The 17,909-nt window shown below is 59.4% G+C and carries 18 protein-coding genes; all 18 read left to right on the forward strand.

Translation table 11 applies throughout. The features are described from left to right. The first annotated feature begins 55 nt into the window (after positions 1-55). The 18 genes from AC3WK5_RS19780 to fliL all read left to right on the forward strand — a co-directional run bounded on the left by AC3WK5_RS19780 (position 56) and on the right by fliL (position 17,902). The gene (locus AC3WK5_RS19780) at positions 56-418 is read left to right on the forward strand and encodes a flagellar protein FlaG (protein ID WP_103315606.1); all 363 of its coding nucleotides are present in this window, start codon (positions 56-58) and stop codon (positions 416-418) included. A gap of 83 nt (positions 419-501) precedes the next feature. Continuing rightward, a complete protein-coding gene (gene fliD / locus AC3WK5_RS19785) occupies positions 502-1,950 on the forward strand; it encodes a flagellar filament capping protein FliD (protein WP_103315607.1) in 1,449 nt (482 codons plus the stop codon). A gap of 129 nt (positions 1,951-2,079) precedes the next feature. Further along, entirely contained in the window at positions 2,080-2,475 is a 396-nt protein-coding gene (gene fliS, locus AC3WK5_RS19790; RefSeq protein WP_103315608.1) for a flagellar export chaperone FliS, read from the forward strand. A gap of 10 nt (positions 2,476-2,485) precedes the next feature. Then, positions 2,486-2,782, forward strand: a complete 297-nt coding sequence (gene fliT / locus AC3WK5_RS19795) for a flagellar protein FliT (protein ID WP_103315609.1) — start codon at positions 2,486-2,488, stop codon at positions 2,780-2,782. A 170-nt stretch (positions 2,783-2,952) separates the two neighbouring features. Then, positions 2,953-4,428 carry a sigma-54 dependent transcriptional regulator gene (locus AC3WK5_RS19800; protein ID WP_103315610.1) on the forward strand — a complete coding sequence of 492 codons (1,476 nt, stop codon included), beginning with the start codon at positions 2,953-2,955 and terminating at the stop codon, positions 4,426-4,428. A gap of 128 nt (positions 4,429-4,556) precedes the next feature. Next, the gene (locus tag AC3WK5_RS19805) at positions 4,557-5,756 is read left to right on the forward strand and encodes a sensor histidine kinase (RefSeq protein WP_177474813.1); all 1,200 of its coding nucleotides are present in this window, start codon (positions 4,557-4,559) and stop codon (positions 5,754-5,756) included. Next, a complete protein-coding gene (locus AC3WK5_RS19810) occupies positions 5,756-7,156 on the forward strand; it encodes a sigma-54-dependent transcriptional regulator (RefSeq protein ID WP_103315612.1) in 1,401 nt (466 codons plus the stop codon). Before AC3WK5_RS19805 ends, AC3WK5_RS19810 begins: the two co-directional genes overlap by 1 nt. A 306-nt stretch (positions 7,157-7,462) precedes the next feature. Continuing rightward, complete coding sequence (gene fliE / locus AC3WK5_RS19815) at positions 7,463-7,792, forward strand: flagellar hook-basal body complex protein FliE (protein ID WP_019692392.1); 330 nt, start codon at positions 7,463-7,465, stop codon at positions 7,790-7,792. Between the two features lie 15 nt (positions 7,793-7,807). Then, the gene (gene fliF / locus AC3WK5_RS19820; RefSeq protein WP_103315613.1) at positions 7,808-9,595 is read left to right on the forward strand and encodes a flagellar basal-body MS-ring/collar protein FliF; all 1,788 of its coding nucleotides are present in this window, start codon (positions 7,808-7,810) and stop codon (positions 9,593-9,595) included. After that, a complete protein-coding gene (gene fliG / locus AC3WK5_RS19825) occupies positions 9,588-10,607 on the forward strand; it encodes a flagellar motor switch protein FliG (protein ID WP_019692390.1) in 1,020 nt (339 codons plus the stop codon). The genes fliF and fliG overlap by 8 nt, the downstream gene beginning before the upstream one ends. Before the next feature lie 4 nt (positions 10,608-10,611). After that, entirely contained in the window at positions 10,612-11,421 is an 810-nt protein-coding gene (gene fliH / locus AC3WK5_RS19830; protein ID WP_103315614.1) for a flagellar assembly protein FliH, read from the forward strand. After that, entirely contained in the window at positions 11,411-12,769 is a 1,359-nt protein-coding gene (gene fliI / locus AC3WK5_RS19835) for a flagellar protein export ATPase FliI (RefSeq protein WP_103315615.1), read from the forward strand. Before fliH ends, fliI begins: the two co-directional genes overlap by 11 nt. A 6-nt stretch (positions 12,770-12,775) precedes the next feature. Continuing rightward, on the forward strand, positions 12,776-13,225 hold the full coding sequence (gene fliJ, locus AC3WK5_RS19840; RefSeq protein ID WP_054596287.1) for a flagellar export protein FliJ: 450 nt from the start codon (positions 12,776-12,778) through the stop codon (positions 13,223-13,225). 77 nt (positions 13,226-13,302) lie between these two features. Further along, complete coding sequence (locus tag AC3WK5_RS19845) at positions 13,303-13,611, forward strand: STAS domain-containing protein (protein WP_103315616.1); 309 nt, start codon at positions 13,303-13,305, stop codon at positions 13,609-13,611. A 5-nt stretch (positions 13,612-13,616) separates the two neighbouring features. Beyond that, positions 13,617-15,323 carry an ATP-binding SpoIIE family protein phosphatase gene (locus AC3WK5_RS19850; protein ID WP_103315617.1) on the forward strand — a complete coding sequence of 569 codons (1,707 nt, stop codon included), beginning with the start codon at positions 13,617-13,619 and terminating at the stop codon, positions 15,321-15,323. A gap of 30 nt (positions 15,324-15,353) precedes the next feature. Continuing rightward, positions 15,354-15,698: an Hpt domain-containing protein gene (locus AC3WK5_RS19855; protein ID WP_054596289.1), complete on the forward strand. Its 345-nt coding sequence runs from the start codon at positions 15,354-15,356 to the stop codon at positions 15,696-15,698. Between the two features lie 105 nt (positions 15,699-15,803). Beyond that, the gene (locus AC3WK5_RS19860) at positions 15,804-17,201 is read left to right on the forward strand and encodes a flagellar hook-length control protein FliK (protein ID WP_103315618.1); all 1,398 of its coding nucleotides are present in this window, start codon (positions 15,804-15,806) and stop codon (positions 17,199-17,201) included. A gap of 200 nt (positions 17,202-17,401) precedes the next feature. Then, on the forward strand, positions 17,402-17,902 hold the full coding sequence (gene fliL / locus AC3WK5_RS19865; RefSeq protein WP_103315619.1) for a flagellar basal body-associated protein FliL: 501 nt from the start codon (positions 17,402-17,404) through the stop codon (positions 17,900-17,902). Positions 17,903-17,909: the final 7 nt, after the last annotated feature.

Consider the following 17,909-nt stretch of genomic DNA (forward strand, 5'->3'; position numbering starts at 1 on the left):
CGAGGGAGTGTGCTGGTCGCGCTCTCTCGCCTTTTTACGTTAAGAGGTGATGGATATGGACATGAGCGTGAAGCTGAACTTGTCTTACCCGACTGCTCAGCCGGCAAGTACGACGGTCGATAAAGCGGCTGCAGCACCTCGTAGCAGCAGTGACAGCGTTCAGGCTGTGGCTGGAAGTAAGGGCGCGGACGCGGACGCGCAGAAGTTGAAACTGGCCGTGCAAGAGATCGAGAAGTTCGTACAGTCGATCAAGCGCAACCTGGAGTTCTCTATCGATGAGGCTTCCGGCAGGGTGGTCGTGAAGGTGATTGCCACCGAATCAGGTGAAGTGGTGCGACAAATCCCTTCCGAAGAAGCGTTGAAGCTGGCGGACAGTTTGAATACGGCGAGCAACGTACTGTTCGACGCAAAAGCCTGACAACTGGCATGAATAGTGGTTGCACGTTCATTTGACGACTTGAGTGGTCAAAAGACTGGCGACAGACAGAAAGGGAGAAGCACATGGCAAGTCCAATTTTACCGGGCACAGGTCTGGGGTCCGGCCTGGATATCGGTTCGATCGTTACAGCTTTGGTCAACAGCGACAAGTCGGCCAAGCAGACTCAGATCACCACTCAAGGCACGCTCAACACCTCGAAAATTTCCGGTGTGGGTTCGCTCAAAAGTGCCTTGGCCGCTTATCAGGCTGCCATGGACAAGCTCAATAGCTCGACAAGTCCTGCGTTTGGCGGGTTTGCGGCTACCTCGTCGACGCCGGCGACCTTGACCGTGACTTCTGATAACACTGCGGTCAATGGTACTTACAGCATTAATGTGAAGAATCTGGCTACCGGTTCCAAAGTTGCCAGTGCTTCATTTGCAGGCGGTGCTAGCAGTGCCATTCCGAGTGGTACTTTGAATATCAGTCAAAATGGCACTGCCTACAACGTCACTATCCCGTCCGGTGCGACGCTGCAGTCCACTCGCGACGCGATCAACACCACGCTGACGGCCAAAGGCATCACGGCCAACATCGTCACCGACAGCAGTGGTTCGCGTCTGGTGCTCGGGTCGACTACTACCGGCAAGGGTTCGGACCTTACTGTCAGTGGTATTGCCGGTCTGGAAATCGACGGCACCAAGATGATGGGGACTATCCCTGATCCTTCGTCGACCACCGGGGGGACGCTGCCTGATCCCGCCAGTGCCGGTACTATCGGCGCGCTGGCCGCTGATGCGAGCCTGACGATTGATGGTCTGGCAGTCACCAGCAAAACCAATAGCGTCAATCAGGCGGTGGGTGGCTTGAGCATGACGTTGGTTGCGCCGGGTACTTCGACGGTAACCGTGGCCACCAACACCACCGGTTTGCAGACGGCGGTGCAGTCGTTTGTCGACGCCTATAACACGCTGGTGAAAACGGTTACCTCGCTGACCCAGGCCTCGGCCGATGCCAATGGCAAGCTGACCGTCTCTGCTGCGCTGACCGGTGACTCGGTGCCTCGTTCAATAATTGCCGATATTCGCAATCAGTTGGTGACTCCTGGGCCGGGAGGGCAATTGGCGGTGCTATCGCAATTGGGCATCACGACCGATCAGAAACTCGGCACGCTGAACTTTGACTCCACCAAGTTCACCGCTGCGATGACTACCCAGGGCTTGAGTAGCCAGGTTCAAACACTCTTTACCGGCACCAACAGCACCAATGGCCTGCTGGCCCGGATGGGTACGGCGATCAAGCCTTACTTGCAGACCAATGGCATTCTTGATCAGCGCACCGCCAGCCTGAACAAGCAGAAAAGCGATCTGGCCAATCAGCAGGTGGCGTTGGACTTGCGCGTTACCACGCTGACCGCGACGTTGACTGCCAAGTACAATGCCATGGACTTGTTGGTCGGGCAGATGAAGGCGACGTCGACCAGTATCACCTCGTTCTTCACCTCCTTGAACGCACAGAAGTCCGGCGGCTAATCTTGAGCCAGCGCCAAAAACCCGGCTGCGTTTTTAACGCGCCGGGTTTTTGCCTTTTGAATTTAAAGTTTTTTGACTCGTAGACGATACATTGGTTATACGAGCCCTTGAGTTGTGATGAGGTAGAGCATGAATCCGATGTTAGCCCTTCGGCAATATCAGAAAATTGGAGCACAGGCCCAAACCTCCGAAGCCAGTCCGCACCGGTTGGTGCAGATGTTGATGGAGGGTGGGCTGGATCGTATTGCTCAGGCCAAAGGCGCCATGGAGCGCAAGGATATTCCGGGCAAAGGTGTATTCATCAGCAAGGCCATCGGCATCATCGGCGGCCTGCGTGAAGGTCTGGACCTTGAGAACAAGGCGGAAGAAGTAGGCGAGCTGGATAATCTCTACGTCTACATGATGAAGCGTCTGGCGGAGGCTAATATCAACAGCGATCCGAAGATCCTCGACGAAGTCGCCAGTTTGCTGGGGACGATCAAGGAAGGCTGGGACGCCATCGCAGCGCCAGGTCCGCAGTTTTAAGGAGATCACCATGAGTCTTGTACTGCAGCGTATCGAACAAACCCGTGAAGCCCTGGTCGATGCACTGGCCGAGCGTAACTGGGAAGCTATCGGTCAACTTGACCTGGATTGCCGTTCCTGCATGGAAGACGTCTTGAGTGAGGCTTCGCTGGATGAGGTGGCGTTACGCGATAATCTCGAGGAGCTGCTGGGGGTTTATCGGCAGTTGCTGGAGGCTGCGACGGGAGAGCGTCAGGCAATATTCGATGAGATGTCGCAGATCCATCAAGCACAGAGCGCGGCAAAGGTTTACCATCTGTTCGGTTAATCCTCAGTTAATCCGATCGTAGTGCGTCATAAATTTGACTGTGTACGGTTTTTTGACTTAACTAGTGGCTGTTTGAAGATTTCAGGCGTCTATCAGGCTTAACGTGCCTGCAAGCGTCTAGCTTGCCCACCTATTTCGGGCATTGAGTTGACTAGGGAAGTTGCTATTGCATGTGGCGTGAAACCAAAATTCTGCTGATTGATGACGATAGCGTCCGCCGCCGCGACCTGGCGGTGATTTTAAATTTTCTCGGCGAAGAAAATTTACCCTGCGGTAGCCATGACTGGCAGCAGGCTGTCGGCTCTTTGTCATCAAGTCGTGAAGTTATTTGCGTCCTTATCGGGACGGTAAATGCTCCTGGCTCTCTTCCGGGACTGTTAAAGACACTCGCTACCTGGGATGAGTTCCTTCCGGTTTTGTTAATGGGTGATAATTCTTCCATTGACCTGCCGGAAGACCAGCGTCGCCGGGTACTTTCCACACTGGAAATGCCGCCCAGCTACAGCAAGTTGCTCGACTCCCTGCACCGCGCCCAGGTTTATCGCGAGATGTACGACCAGGCCCGCGAGCGCGGTCGTCACCGTGAACCCAACCTTTTCCGTAGCCTTGTCGGCACCAGTCGGGCGATTCAGCACGTCCGCCAGATGATGCAGCAAGTGGCCGACACCGATGCCAGCGTGCTGATCCTCGGTGAGTCCGGTACGGGCAAGGAAGTGGTCGCGCGCAACCTGCACTATCACTCCAAGCGACGCGACGCGCCGTTCGTTCCGGTCAACTGCGGTGCGATCCCGGCCGAGCTGCTGGAAAGCGAACTGTTCGGCCATGAGAAGGGCGCCTTTACCGGGGCCATCACCAGCCGTGCCGGGCGTTTTGAGCTGGCCAACGGCGGTACGCTGTTTCTCGACGAGATCGGCGACATGCCATTGCCGATGCAGGTCAAGCTGTTGCGAGTATTGCAGGAGCGCACCTTCGAGCGCGTGGGGAGCAACAAGACCCAAAGCGTCGACGTGCGAATCATTGCCGCGACCCACAAAAATCTCGAAAGCATGATCGAGGTCGGCAGCTTCCGTGAGGATCTGTACTACCGCCTCAATGTTTTCCCGATCGAGATGGCGCCGCTGCGTGAGCGCGTTGAAGATATTCCGTTGCTGATGAACGAGTTGATCTCGCGCATGGAGCACGAGAAGCGCGGTTCCATTCGCTTCAACTCGGCAGCGATCATGTCGCTGTGCCGTCATGGCTGGCCGGGCAACGTCCGTGAGCTGGCCAACCTGGTCGAGCGCATGGCGATCATGCATCCGTACGGCGTGATCGGTGTGGTCGAGTTGCCGAAGAAATTCCGTTATGTCGATGACGAAGACGAGCAACTGGTCGATAGCTTGCGCAGCGATCTTGAAGAGCGGGTAGCCATCAATGGCCATACCCCGGACTTCAGCGCTAACGCCATGCTGCCGCCAGAAGGGCTGGATCTCAAGGACTACCTCGGTGGTCTGGAGCAAGGCCTGATTCAGCAGGCGCTGGATGATGCCAACGGCATCGTGGCGCGTGCTGCCGAACGCCTGCGCATTCGTCGTACCACCCTGGTCGAGAAGATGCGCAAGTACGGCATGAGCCGTCGCGAAGGTGATGAACAGGCGGATGATTGACGCCTGTTTTTCAACTCACTGAATAATGGGCGGTTTTTTTTAGGCACGGGTATTGCTACGTCCCTCGCAACGTTCCGTTTAACTGACGGTCAGCCAAGCGAGAGAGCACGATGCCCCACGCCGCCCAAATGTCCCCTGTCTCCGAAGTCTCGGGGCAATCGTCCTCTGTAGAGCAGGCAAGTCGGCTTGGCCTTGAGCAGGCGTTCGCGCTGTTCAGTCAGATGTCGAGCCAACTGACCGATTCCTACAGCATGCTTGAGGCCCGGGTCACCGAGCTCAAGGGCGAACTGGCAGTGGTCAGTGCTCAGCGCATGCAAGAGCTGGCCGAAAAAGAACGCCTGGCCAACCGGCTGCAAAACCTTCTCGACTTGTTGCCGGGTGGCGTCATCGTCATCGATGCCCAGGGCATGGTGCGCGAAGCCAATCCGGCGGCCTGCGAGCTGCTGGGTCTACCGCTTGAAGGCGAGTTGTGGCGTCATGTGATTGCCCGCTGCTTTGCTCCACGCGAAGACGACGGTCATGAAATTTCCCTGAAGGATGGTCGACGCCTGTCGATTGCCACGCGCTCGCTGGATGCCGAGCCGGGCCAGTTGGTGCTGCTTAACGACCTGACCGAAACCCGGCACTTGCAGGATCAACTAGCTCGCCATGAGCGCTTGTCGTCCCTCGGCCGGATGGTCGCTTCCCTGGCGCATCAGATTCGCACGCCGCTGTCCGCAGCATTGCTGTATGCCAGTCATTTGACTGAGCAAGAGTTGCCGGTCGCTACCCAGCAACGGTTTGCCGGACGTTTGAAAGAGCGCCTGCATGAGCTTGAGCATCAGGTGCGGGACATGCTGGTGTTCGCTCGCGGCGAACTGCCGTTGACTGATCGCCTGACACCCGGGGCGCTCCTGCACTCGCTGCAAGCGGCGGCATTGACGCATGTCCAGGATTATCCGGTGCGTTGGCAGTGCGACAGTCATGCCGGAGAATTGCTGTGTAATCGCGACACGCTGGTCGGCGCGCTGCTGAACCTGATTGAAAATGCGATTCAGGCCAGTGCTGGCGAAGTCCGTCTAAAGGTCCATCTATACACCCGTGAAAGCACCCTTCGGCTGTGCGTCAGCGATAACGGCGGCGGTATCGACCCCACTGTGCTGGCGCGCCTGGGTGAGCCGTTTTTTACGACTAAAACCACCGGTACCGGCCTTGGCCTGACCGTAGTCAAGGCGGTGGCCCGTGCTCATCAGGGAGAATTGCAACTGCGCTCGCGGCCGGGCCGCGGCACGTGTGCGGTGGTGGTCTTGCCGTTGTTCTCCAGCGCTCAAGGAGTGGAAAGAGGCTGATGGCAATCAAGGTTTTACTGGTCGAAGATGACCGCTCGCTGCGCGAAGCATTGACGGATACGCTGCTGCTGGCCGGTCACGACTACACCGCAGTGGGCTCGGCCGAAGATGCGCTGCAAGCCGTGGCGAGCGAGTCATTCAATCTGGTGGTCAGTGACGTCAACATGCCGGGCATGGATGGTCACCAGTTGTTGGGGTTGTTGCGAATTCGTCAGCCGCAGTTGCCGGTGTTACTGATGACCGCCCATGGCGCGGTCGAGCGCGCCGTCGATGCAATGCGTCAGGGGGCGGCAGATTATCTGGTCAAGCCGTTCGAGCCCAAGGCGCTACTGGATCTGGTGTCGCGCCATGCCCTGGGTTGTGTCGGCGCCGCAGAGGGTGAGGGCCCGGTCGCGTTCGAGCCGGCCAGTGCGCAGCTGCTTGAGCTGGCAGCCCGTGTGGCGCGCAGTGATTCGACGGTGTTGATCTCGGGAGAGTCGGGCACCGGCAAAGAGGTGCTGGCGCGTTACATCCACCAGCAGTCGCGTCGCGCCAGTCAGCCGTTCATTGCGATCAATTGTGCGGCGATCCCGGACAACATGCTCGAGGCGACCTTGTTCGGTCATGAGAAAGGCTCGTTCACCGGTGCTATTGCGGCTCAGGCGGGCAAGTTCGAGCAGGCCGATGGCGGGACCATACTGCTCGACGAAATCTCCGAAATGCCCCTGGGGCTTCAGGCCAAGCTGCTGCGCGTGTTGCAGGAGCGTGAAGTCGAGCGCGTGGGCGCACGCAAGCCTATCGCGCTGGATATCCGGGTGGTCGCAACCACTAACCGCGATCTGGCAGGCGAAGTGGCGGCGGGGCGCTTTCGTGAAGACCTTTACTATCGCCTGTCGGTGTTTCCGCTGGCCTGGCGTCCGTTGCGTGAGCGCACCGCCGATATCTTGCCGCTGGCCGAGCGTCTGCTGGCCAAGCACGTCAATAAAATGAAGCATGCCGCTGCCAGGCTGTCGCCGGAAGCTCAGGCTTGCCTGATCGGTTATCCGTGGCCGGGCAACGTGCGCGAGCTGGACAATGCCATTCAGCGGGCGCTGATTTTGCAGCAGGGTGGTTTGATTCAGCCGCAGGACTTTTGCCTTGCGGGGCCGGTCGCTTGCGCGCCACTACCGGCATTGACGCCGGTTCCAATGTCGTCACGCATGCTCGAAGTCGAGGCACCGCAAGGCGATTCAGCGGGCGCGCTGGGCGATGACCTGCGGCGTCGCGAGTTTCAGATGATTATCGATACCTTGCGTTCCGAGCGCGGGCGGCGCAAGGAAGCGGCCGAGCGCCTGGGTATCAGCCCGCGGACCTTGCGCTACAAGCTGGCGCAAATGCGCGATGCGGGAATGGACGTTGAAGGTTACTTGTTTGCGACCTGAACCGTATCTGTAGCAGCTGTCGAGCTTGCGAGGCGGCGTACGAGGCGGGCCGCGTTCGGACGAAGTCCTCGCAAATCCTGCATACGCGGTTTACCTGGAAGAGCGTCCCGCCTGATTTTACGACCGCTCCGTCCGGATGCGGCTCAGACCGAACGCAGCCTCGCGGGCTCGACAGCTGCTACAGGGGCGGTGATCCGTGTCGGACTTTTATGAAGCCTCGCCATGGAGCTGGCACCCTTGTTGCTAACACCACTCTATCCGCCGAGTGAGTGTCAAAAAATTGCGGGTCGTCAGAGAGAGTAGACCATGAGCCAAGGTATTGAATTTAATCGCTTGATGTTGGACATGCGGTCCATGCAAATGGACGCCATGGCTCAGCCGAAAGCGGCGGTCGCGGTGCCGGAAATGGGCGGTAGCAGCTTTTCCGACATGCTCGGTCAGGCCGTCAACAAGGTCAACGACACCCAACAGGCTTCGAACCAACTGGCCAATGCTTTCGAAATTGGCAAAAGCGGCGTCGACCTGACAGATGTAATGATTTCCTCGCAAAAGGCCAGCGTATCTTTCCAGGCGTTGACCCAAGTGCGTAACAAGCTGGTTCAGGCATACCAAGACATCATGCAGATGCCGGTTTAAGGACGAGATTGAGTCATGGCAGAAGCAGTCGCCGATAACGTTCCGGCCAAGGTCACGCCAGCAGACGGCAAACCGCCGTTGTTTGGTCTGTCCTTCCTGGAAAACCTCTCCGAGATGACCATGCTGCGTCAGGTGGGCCTGTTGGTTGGCCTGGCTGCGAGCGTGGCGATTGGTTTTGCCGTGGTGCTGTGGTCGCAGCAACCCGACTATCGGCCGCTGTACGGCAGCCTTGCCGGTATGGACGCCAAGCAGGTCATGGAAACCCTGGCCGCTGCCGACATTCCCTACACCGTTGAACCCAACTCCGGTGCCTTGCTGGTCAAGGCCGATGATGTGGCGCGCGCGCGGCTCAAGCTCGCCGCTGCTGGTGTCACTCCCAGCGACGGCAACATCGGTTTTGAAATCCTCGACAAGGACCAGGGCCTGGGGACCAGTCAGTTCATGGAGGCGACCCGTTATCGTCGCGGCCTTGAGGGTGAACTGGCGCGGACCATTTCCAGCCTGAACAACGTCAAGGGTGCCCGTGTGCACCTGGCGATTCCGAAAAGCTCGGTATTCGTGCGTGATGAACGCAAGCCCAGCGCATCGGTGCTGGTCGAGCTTTACTCAGGCCGTTCGCTGGAACCAGGCCAGGTCATGGCCATCATCAACCTGGTGTCGACCGCCGTTCCTGAGTTGAGCAAGTCGCAGATCACCGTCGTCGACCAGAAGGGCACCTTGCTCTCCGATCAGGCGGAAAACTCCGAATTGACCATGGCCGGCAAGCAATTCGATTACAGCCGCCGCATGGAAAGCATGCTCACACAGCGTGTGCACAATATTTTGCAGCCAGTGCTGGGTAACGATCGCTACAAGGCTGAAGTCTCCGCCGATGTCGATTTCAGTGCAGTCGAATCGACTTCGGAGCAGTTCAATCCTGATCAGCCGGCCCTGCGCAGCGAGCAATCGACTTCCGAGCAGCGCACCGCCAGCAACGGCCCGCAAGGCGTTCCCGGTGCGCTGAGCAACCAGCCGCCATCGCCGGCTTCAGCACCACAAACCACCGGTGGCTCGAGCGCTTCCGCGGGCATGGTGCAGCCAGGTCAGCCGCTGCTGGATGCCAACGGCCAGCAAATCATGGACCCGGCAACCGGTCAGCCGATGCTGGCGCCGTACCCGGCGGACAAGCGTCAACAGTCCACCAAGAACTTCGAGCTCGACCGTTCCATCAGCCACACCAAGCAACAACAGGGCCGATTGAATCGCCTGTCGGTTGCGGTCGTTGTGGATGATCAGGTCAAGGTCAATGCGGCCAACGGTGAAACTACCCGCGCGCCGTGGAGCGCCGATGAATTGGCACGCTTCACGCGTCTGGTGCAGGACGCCGTCGGTTTTGATGCCAGCCGTGGTGACAGCGTCAGCGTGATCAACGTGCCGTTCTCGGCCGAGCGTGGCGAAGTCATCGCTGACATTCCGTTCTACTCGCAGCCCTGGTTCTGGGATGTGGTGAAACAGGTGCTCGGCGTGTTGTTCATCCTGGTGCTGGTGTTCGGCGTGCTGCGTCCAGTGCTCAACAACATTACCGGCGGCGGTAAAGGCAAGCAGTTGGCGGGTCTTGGCAGCGATGTCGAGCTCGGTGGCATGGGCGGTCTGGACGGCGAACTGGCCAACGACCGCGTCAGCCTAGGTGGTCCGCAAAGTATTCTGCTGCCTAGCCCGAGCGAAGGCTATGACGCACAGTTGAACGCAATCAAGAGCCTGGTGGCCGAAGATCCGGGTCGTGTGGCTCAGGTCGTGAAAGAGTGGATTAACGCAGATGAGTGATAACCGAGCCGCTATCGCCAAACTCAGCCGGGTCGACAAAGCCGCGATTCTGCTACTGTCCCTGGGTTCAACCGATGCTGCGCAAGTGCTGCGCCACATGGGGCCCAAAGAGGTCCAGCGTGTGGGTGTGGCCATGGCGCAAATGGGCAACGTGCACCGCGAGCAGGTCGAGCAGGTGATGAGCGAGTTCGTCGACATCGTCGGCGATCAGACCAGCCTTGGCGTCGGCTCCGATGACTATGTGCGCAAGATGCTCACCCAGGCGCTGGGCGAAGACAAGGCCAACGGCCTGATCGACCGAATTCTGCTGGGTGGCAACACCAGCGGTCTGGACAGCCTGAAGTGGATGGAGCCGCGTGCCGTGGCGGACGTGATCCGTTACGAGCACCCGCAGATCCAGGCCATCGTCGTGGCGTATCTCGACCCGGATCAGGCCGGCGAAGTGCTCGGTAACTTCGACCATAAAGTACGCCTCGACATTATTTTGCGCGTGTCTTCGCTGAACACCGTACAGCCTGCCGCGCTGAAAGAACTCAACCAGATTCTCGAGAAGCAATTCTCCGGCAACTCCAACGCCGCGCGCACCACCCTGGGTGGTATCAAGCGTGCAGCCGACATCATGAACTTCCTCGACAGCTCGATCGAAGGTCAACTGATGGACTCGATTCGCGAAGTCGACGAAGACCTGTCCGGTCAAATCGAAGACCTCATGTTCGTGTTCAACAACCTGTCCGACGTCGACGACCGCGGAATTCAGGCGTTGCTGCGCGAAGTCTCCTCGGACGTGCTGGTGCTGGCCCTCAAGGGCTCGGACGAAGGCGTCAAGGAAAAGATCTTCAAGAACATGTCCAAGCGAGCGGCCGAATTGCTCCGCGACGACCTGGAGGCCAAGGGCCCGGTACGCGTCAGCGACGTCGAAACCGCACAGAAAGAAATCCTCACCATTGCCCGCCGTATGGCCGAAGCCGGAGAAATCGTTCTCGGCGGCAAGGGCGGCGAGGAAATGATTTAACGCCATGGCATCCAAGAGTGATGAGTCGCCCACCGACCTGATCCGTGCGCGTGATGTTCGCGGTTTTGATACCTGGTCGTTGCCCAGCTTCGACCCGCACGTCCCGGAGCCTGAACCCGAGCCTGAGCCCGAGCCGCCGGAGATGGAAGAAGTGCCGCTGGAGGAAGTCCAGCCACTGACCCTCGAAGAGCTCGAAAGCATTCGTCAGGAAGCCTACAACGAAGGCTTCGCTACCGGTGAGCGAGAAGGTTTTCACAGCACCACGCTCAAGGTTCGTCAGGAAGCTGACGTGGCCCTGAGCGCAAAGCTCGCCAGCCTTGAATTGCTGATGGGCAATCTGTTCGAACCAATTGCCGAGCAAGATACGCAGATCGAGAAATCCCTGGTCGGGCTGGTCCAGCACGTTGCCAGGCAGGTGATTCAGCGCGAGCTGGCCATCGACTCGACGCAAATCGAACACGTCATGCGCGAAGCCCTGAAACTGCTGCCGCTAGGCGTCGGGAATGTGCGTCTGTACATCAACCCGCAGGACTTCGAGCAGGTCAAGGCATTGCGTGAGCGCCATGAGGAGACCTGGCGCATCGTCGAAGACGAAGCCATGTTGCCGGGCGGATGCCGGGTCGAGACCGAGCACAGCCGTATCGACGCGACCGTAGAAACCCGTATCACGCAGATCATGGCCAAGCTGTTCGATCAACTGCACGATCAGGCGCTGCATCCGGCCGAGGCGGATTTGACGCTGGAACTTCCCGTCAGCGAAAAGCCGTCTGTCGCAGCACTTGAGCTAGAGCCGGAAATCGCTGATGCGCCTTGATCGCACCAGCTTCGGCAAGCGCCTGAGTACTTATGCGCATGCCACCGAATTGCCCGGCCAACCGATCCTCGAAGGGCGCTTGCTGCGCATGGTTGGCCTGACGCTCGAAGCCGAGGGCCTGCGCGCCGCCATGGGCAGCCGTTGCATGGTGATCAACGACGACAGTTATCACCCGGTACAGGTCGAAGCCGAAGTCATGGGCTTCTCTGGCGGCAAGGTATTTTTGATGCCGGTCGGCAGTGTCGCCGGCATTGCCCCGGGCGCCAGGGTAGTGCCCCTGGCCGATGCCGGGCGCTTGCCGATGGGCATGAGCATGCTCGGGCGGGTACTGGATGGCGCCGGCCGTGCGCTGGACGGCAAGGGCGGAATGAAAGCCGAAGACTGGGTGCCGATGGATGGGCCGACCATCAATCCGCTCAAGCGCGACCCCATCAGCCAGCCGCTGGACGTGGGCATTCGCTCCATCAACGGATTATTGACGGTCGGTCGCGGTCAGCGCCTCGGCCTCTTCGCCGGCACCGGTGTCGGCAAGAGTGTGCTGCTGGGCATGATGACCCGCTTCACCGAGGCCGACATCATCGTGGTCGGGCTGATTGGCGAACGGGGTCGCGAGGTCAAGGAATTCATCGAGCACATCCTCGGTGAAGAGGGGCTCAAGCGCTCCGTGGTGGTGGCGTCGCCTGCGGACGATGCGCCGCTGATGCGTCTGCGCGCCGCGATGTATTGCACGCGGATCGCCGAGTATTTCCGCGACAAGGGCAAGAACGTCCTGTTGCTGATGGATTCACTGACCCGTTTTGCCCAGGCGCAACGGGAAATCGCCCTGGCCATCGGCGAGCCACCCGCGACCAAGGGTTATCCACCATCGGTATTCGCCAAACTGCCGAAACTGGTGGAGCGTGCCGGTAATGCCGAGGCGGGCGGCGGTTCGATCACCGCGTTTTATACGGTGTTGTCCGAAGGCGACGACCAGCAGGATCCTATCGCTGACGCCGCGCGGGGTGTACTCGACGGGCACATCGTCCTGTCGCGACGCCTGGCGGAAGAGGGGCATTACCCGGCGATCGACATCGAAGCGTCCATCAGTCGGGTCATGCCATCGGTGGTCAGCCCAGACCACATGACCCGTGCGCAGTACTTCAAGCAGCTCTGGTCGCGTTATCAGCAAAGCCGCGACCTGATCAGTGTCGGCGCCTATGTGGCGGGCGGCGACCGGGAAACCGATCTGGCGATTTCGTTGCAGCCGCAATTGGCCAAGTACCTGCGTCAGGGGCTGAACGACAGCATCAACCTGGGCGAGAGCGAGGCATACCTTGCCTCGATCTTTGCCCCGGCGGCTGGCGGCTAACACCTCATGGCCCAGAGCCGGTCGGCGCGCCTGGCGCCCGTGGTCGATATGGCTGAAAAGGCCGAAAAGACCGCTGCCCAGCGCCTGGGGCACTTTCAGGGCCAGGTGCGATTGGCCGAAAGCAAGCTCGCCGACCTCGAAAGCTTCCGCCTCGAATACCAGGAACAATGGATCGTACGCGGCAGCAGTGGCGTCTCGGGGCAATGGTTGCTGGGGTATCAGGGCTTTCTCGCGCAACTGGGTACCGCGATCGATCAGCAGCGCCAAAGCCTGGCCTGGCACCAGAACAACCTGAACAAGGCACGTGACACCTGGCAGCAGGCGTTTGCCCGGGTTGAAGGGCTGCGCAAGCTGGTGCAGCGTTACATTGATGAGGCTCGCCAACTCGAAGACCGGCGTGAGCAGAAACTGCTCGATGAGCTTTCCCAGCGTTTGCCGCGCCACGACCCGTATTGAGCGATCTTTTGACCTTGCTCATGCTCCCGGCAAGTGCTAAACCTTCTACACGTTGCCAATGACAGGGAAGCCGCAGCATGTCAGTCGTTACAGAAGTATCGCCGGATGGGCAAAAACTCACGATTTCGGTCAAGGGGCGGTTCGATTTCGCCAAGCATCAGGAGTTTCGCGAGTCCTACGAGCGCCCCGACGGGCAAATGCCAAACTCGGTGGTGGTCGACTTGAAGGACGCGACCTACCTCGACAGCTCGGCGTTGGGTATGTTGCTGCTGTTGCGTGATCACGCTGGCGGAGACAATTCCGATATTCGCGTGGTCAACAGCAGTTCCGATGTGAAGAAAATCCTCGCCATCTCCAACTTCGACAAGCTGTTCGACATCAGTTGACCGTCATGTCGACGCTGCCCGAGCCGCTGACCGTGCTGATCGCAGAGGACAGCGCGGCCGATCGCTTGTTGTTGTCGAGTATCGTCCGTCGTCAGGGGCATGAGGTGTTGGCTGCGGCCAACGGCGCCGAGGCGGTTGAGCTGTACCAGCAGCAGCGTCCGCAACTGGTGTTGATGGACGCGATGATGCCGGTGATGGACGGTTTCGAAGCGGCGCGACAGATCAAGCTGCTGGCTGGTGAAACGCTGGTGCCGATCATCTTCCTGACCTCGCTGACGGAAAGCGAAGCCTTGGCGCGTTGCCTGGAGGCGGGTGGCGACGACTTTCTGGCAAAACCTTATAACCAGGTGATCCTCAGCGCCAAGATCAAGGCGATGGATCGTTTGCGGCGCCTGCAGGCGACGGTCCTGGAGCAGCGCGATCTGATCGCCAGGCACCATGAGTACCTGCTCAATGAGCAGCGGGTGGCCAAGGCGGTATTCGACAAGGTCGCTCACTCCGGCTGCCTGAGCGCTCCCAATATCCGTTATTCACAATCCCCCTATGCACTGTTCAACGGCGATCTGTTGCTGGCGGCATATACGCCTGCCGGTGACATGCATGTGCTGTTGGGGGATTTCACCGGTCATGGCCTGCCGGCAGCAGTCGGCGCCATGCCGCTGGCGGAAGTGTTCTACGGTATGACCGCCAAGGGGTACGGTCTGGCGGAAATGCTGTGCGAGATGAACGCCAAGCTCAAGCGTATCCTGCCGGTGGATATGTTCTGTTGCGCGACCCTGTTGTGCCTGAGTTTTCAGCGTCGTTCGGTGGAGGTCTGGAACGGCGGTATGCCGGATGGTTATCTGCATGATATCGCCAACGACAAGCGCACCGTATTGCCGGCGCGGCATCTGCCGCTGGGAGTGTTGAGTGCGCAAGCCTTTGATGATCGCACCGAGGTGTTGCCGATGGCCCTCGGCGACCGGGTATTCCTGTTGTCGGACGGCGTGATCGATACCTGTGATGCCAACGACCAGTTATTTGGTGTCGAGCGGTTGCAGCAGGTGTTTGCCGACAATCGCCAGCCAGACCGATTGTTCGAGGAGATCGAACAGGCGCTGCGGGATTTCCGTGGCGAGGCGCGTGACGATGTCAGCATGCTCGAGGTTCGCCTGCTCGACGCCTCGCAACTCACGCCGCCAGCCATGGTGTATTCCGACAGCAGTGTGTCTTGCCCGCTGGATTGGTCGGTGAGTTTTGAGTTTCGTGCAGACTCGCTCAGGCGCTTCAATCCGTTGCCTTATCTGATGCAATTGTTGCTTGAGGTGCATGGGTTGCGGGCGCAAAGCGGGGCGCTTTACAGTGTGCTGGCCGAGCTCTATTCCAATGCACTGGAGCATGGTGTACTGGGCCTGGATTCGAGTATCAAGCGCGATGCCTCCGGGTTTGCGCGGTATTACGAGCAGCGCAATGCGCGTCTGGAGGCGCTTGAGGATGGCTACCTGCGGGTGCATATGCAGCTGTCGCCGCAAGGTGCGGGAGGCTGTCTGGTGGTGGAAGTCGAAGACAGTGGTGCAGGGTTCGACGTAGAGCGGGTCATGACTCGACCTGTCGACAGCGGCCGTTTGTCGGGTCGTGGTGTGAGTCTGATTCGTCAGTTGAGCCACAACGCCAGTTGGTCGGACAATGGCCGACGTGCCCGCGTGGAGTTTTCCTGGGAGGCTCAGGCATAATCCGCGCATTCTTGATCAAGGAGCGAACAAGTGACTGACATTCATCTGGATCACGACGTACTGAGTGCGCTGCAAGAAGTCATGGAGGATGAGTACCCGATACTTCTGGATACTTTCCTTCAGGACTCCGAAACACGTTTGACCCAACTTCGCGAAACTCAGGACCCCGACCAGTTGCTCAGTGCCGCCCACAGCTTCAAGGGCAGCAGCAGCAACATGGGGGCTACGCGCTTGGCTGAACTGTGCAATGAGCTGGAGCAGCGAGCCAAACAAAAAAGCCTTGCGGGAATTGAAGAGCTGGTCGGCGAAATCGACGGCGAATTTGCCATCGTCCGACGCTTGTACAGTGAAGAGCGCCAGCGTTTTCATTGTTGAAAGCACCCTCGGTGCAGGTTTTTCCAGCACCTGAGCAAACCTGGCTCGACCCTTGCAGCTTTGTTTCTCAACTGTACCTACGATCCCAGTGCAGCGGAGACCGTTATGCCCCTCGCCCCGAATTCGCTTCTTCAGGCCACCTCGCAGGCCAAGACTCAATCCGTGTCTGCCAGCGTGCCTGTCAATGCGCCGGCAGCGCCTGCGGAGCCCCGGGATAAGGCCGCCAGCTTTTCTCAGGTCTATGCCAAACAGGCGCAAGCTACCCCGGCGTCCAGTGCTGACGGGGCCGGTAAAAACGTGCGCGACAAAGTGGCGGACAGCACCGGCAAAAAAGTGGCGCCTGACAACAAGTCTGCCGCGCCAGAGGCGAAAGTTGCCGATAGCGGCAAATCCTTGCCCGCCGACAAACCGGCGGATACCAGCGACAAGGCTGCTAGCGACACAAGCGGCGCCAGCGATTCTGCAGTGGCCAAGGATGCTCCGGTGGCTGATAGCGCTCCGCTTGACCCAACTCTCGATCCGGCATTGGCGCAGGCGGTGCAACCGGCTCAAGCGCCAGTGCCGGTACCCGATCCACAAACACCGCCAGTGGTCGCTCAGGTTCAGACCCAGCCTCAGGTCGATCCGGCTCTTGCGGCGACAGTGACGCCTGCACCGGCCCAGCCTGTGGCTGCGACTGATCCTTCGTTCGATCCTGCAGCCGATCCTTTGGACGCGATGCCGGCCGTGCGCCTGGCACTTGAGCAAAGTGGTCACGTGTCGGCCTCCAGCCAGTCCCCGACCAAAGCGACGCCGGATCAGGCCGATAGCGAGCCCACCGCGGCGCAGAACTTTGCCAATGGCATGGCGAGCATGCTTGACGTGCAAGCCAGCAAGGACAGCACCAGCCAGGGGGGCGAAAAGTCCTTCAGCGGTTTGATCGATGACGGGCTCAAGGACCTGAAATCGGCGACCAGTGACACGCGCGTTGACGATTTTGCCAATCGTCTGGCAGCGCTGACCCAGGCCGCCACGCCCAAGACCGCGAATGCGTTGCCGGTGAATCAACCGATCGCCATGCATCAGAGCGGCTGGACCGAGGAAGTGGTCAATCGGGTCATGTACCTGTCGAGTGCCAACCTCAAAGCGGCCGATATCCAGCTTCAGCCGGCAGAATTGGGTCGCCTGGATATTCGGGTGAACATGGTTCCCGATCAGCAGACGCAAGTGACTTTCATGAGTGCTCACGTAGGTGTGCGTGAGGCGCTGGACAGCCAGATGCATCGTCTGCGCGACATGTTTGCCCAACAAGGCATGGGGCAAGTCGATGTCAACGTGTCCGACCAGTCCCGCGGCTGGCAAGGGCAAGGGCAGCAGCAGGCCCAGCAAGGCCAGGGCGCCGGCACGACTGCCAGCGGTGGTCGTCTGGGCTCGGCGGATGAAGAGCTGCCGGCAAGCGTGGCTGAAGCGGCCGCCAGCACGACCAGCGTCATCGGCTCCAGCGCAGTCGATTACTACGCCTGACGAGTTGCAGCAACCCGAACAGATCCCAGCCTTCGACAGCTCCTACACCCAGCCTTTGTAGGAGCTGCCGAAGGCTGCGATCTTTTAATATCGGCATTAGCCGACCGCTACACCATTTCCCCTCCTGACACTTCTGGCATAACACTTGCTCTTGCCTTGCCGTGCACCTGTGAAAACTCGAATAGTGACGGATTATTGGCATGGCGAAGAGCGAAGCAGCAGTGAAAGACCCTGCCGGGAAAGGCAAACTCAAGCTTATTCTCGTGATTGTGCTGGCCGTGCTGCTGGCGATCGGTCTGTCCGTGGGGGCGACCTGGTACTTCATGCACAGCGCTCAGAGCAAGCCTGCGCCTACGGCCGAAACCGCCAGTAATGCCAAGCCTGCGGCGATTTATGAACCCATGGCTCCGGCCTTCGTGGCCAACTACAACCAGAATGGCCGTCAGCGCTACATGCAGGTGAGCATTACCCTGCAGGCGCGTAACCAGGCCGATCTGGATGCGCTGAAAGTGCATATGCCGGTGATTCGCAACAACCTGGTCATGCTGTTCTCCGGGCAGAGTTTCGACACCCTGGCGACTCCGGTCGGTCAGGAAATGCTGCGCCAGAAAGCCACTGCCAGTGTGCAGGAAGTAGCGCAGAAAGAAGTCGGCAAAGTCGTTATCGACCAGTTGCTGTTCACCAATTTCGTACTGCAGTAGGAACACG

Source organism: Pseudomonas sp. FW306-02-D09B, assembly GCF_058782685.1.